Origin of the sequence: Rhodospirillum sp. A1_3_36, assembly GCF_047263945.1 — a bacterium.
In the GTDB taxonomy this organism is placed as follows: Bacteria; Pseudomonadota; Alphaproteobacteria; order Rhodospirillales; family Rhodospirillaceae; genus Rhodospirillum.
Genome location: NZ_JBLAVB010000098.1, coordinates 1 through 1,163, shown reverse-complemented (window position 1 = coordinate 1,163; position 1,163 = coordinate 1). Strand labels below are relative to the sequence as shown.

General features: G+C 65.6%; 3 protein-coding genes. All 3 read left to right on the top strand.

Features of this window, described 5'->3' with window-relative positions; genetic code table 11:
- Positions 1 to 679, top strand: a 679-nt coding sequence (gene trbJ / locus ACLIRY_RS27170) for a P-type conjugative transfer protein TrbJ (RefSeq protein ID WP_413208533.1), incomplete at its 5' end; no start/stop codon positions are given.
- A 13-nt stretch (positions 680 to 692) separates the two neighbouring features.
- Positions 693 to 914: a hypothetical protein gene (locus tag ACLIRY_RS27165; RefSeq protein WP_413208532.1), complete on the top strand. Its 222-nt coding sequence runs from the start codon at positions 693 to 695 to the stop codon at positions 912 to 914.
- On the top strand, positions 872 to 1,163 hold a 292-nt coding region (locus tag ACLIRY_RS27160; protein ID WP_413208531.1), incomplete at its 3' end, for a type IV secretion system protein. The genes ACLIRY_RS27165 and ACLIRY_RS27160, both read left to right, overlap by 43 nt.

Genomic DNA, 1,163 nt, shown 5'->3' with positions numbered 1-1,163 from the left:
GCCCCTGGCCTTCGGTACGCCAGCTCCGGTTTACGCGGCCTGGCCGGTCTTCGACGCCACCAACTACACCCAGAACCTGCTTCAGGCCGCCCGTGCCCTGGAGCAGATCACCAATCAGGTGAAGCAGATCCAGAACCAGGTGACCATGCTCCAGAACATGGCCCGCAATCTCCAGAGTCTGGATTTTTCCTCCCTGGGTCAGATCCAGGGCGCGCTGACCCGCATCGACGGTCTGATGACCCAGGCCCAGGGATTGAGCTTCGACCTTGACCAGTTGGACAGCCAGTGGTCGGCCCAATACCCCGACGGCTACGGGGGCGACGCCACCACCCTGGAAATGGCCGAGGCCGCACGGGTGCGCTGGCAAAGCGCCATGGGCGCCTATCAACGGACCATGCGGGTGCAGTCCCAGATCGTCGCCAATGTCCGGGTCGACGAGGGACTGCTCTCCGATCTGGTCAACCGCAGCCAGGGGGCCACGGGCGCGCTCCAGGCCCAGCAGGCGGCAAACCAACTGATCGCCCTGTCGGCCAAACAGCAGATGCAGATCCAGAGTCTGCTCGCCGCCCAGGGCCGGGCGCAGGCGGAGGATGCCACTCGCAAGGCCCAGGCCGAGGAAGCCGCCCGGGAAACCACCCGCCGCTTCCCGGGGTCCGGCACCGCCTATTCCGGTCAGTGAGAGGGCGCGACACATGGGCGACCTCGGGATCATCGACGGCTTCATGGCCACCTTCAGCCGCACCATCGACAGCGGTTTCGGCTTCCTGTCCGGGGACGTGGCCTTCCTCACCACCATTCTGATCGGCATCGACATCACCTGGCCGGTCTCTTCTGGGCGCTGGGGGGCGAGGACAACGTCCTGGGACGGCTGTTGCGCAAGGTGCTCTATGTGGGCGTCTTCGCCTATCTGCTGAACAATTTCCAGGATCTGGCCGAAGCCCTCTACCGGTCCTTCACGGGGCTGGGGATCGAGGCCGTGCCCGGTCTGCTGGCCGCCGAGGATCTGCTTCATCCGGGCCGCATCGCCGCCATCGGCTTCGAGGCCGCCTGGCCCTTGCTGGAGCAGGTCAGCCGCCTGGTGGGCTTCCCGGAGATCTTCGGCAATGCCCTGACCATCTTCGTGCTGCTGCTCTCCTGGTTCCTGGTGCTGATCGCCTTTTTCA

Bases quoted from the DNA above. Each gene is read 5' to 3' on its own strand.
- ACLIRY_RS27165 (WP_413208532.1), top strand. From the start codon at position 693: ATGGGCGACCTCGGGATCATCGACGGCTTCATGGCCACCTTCAGCCGC.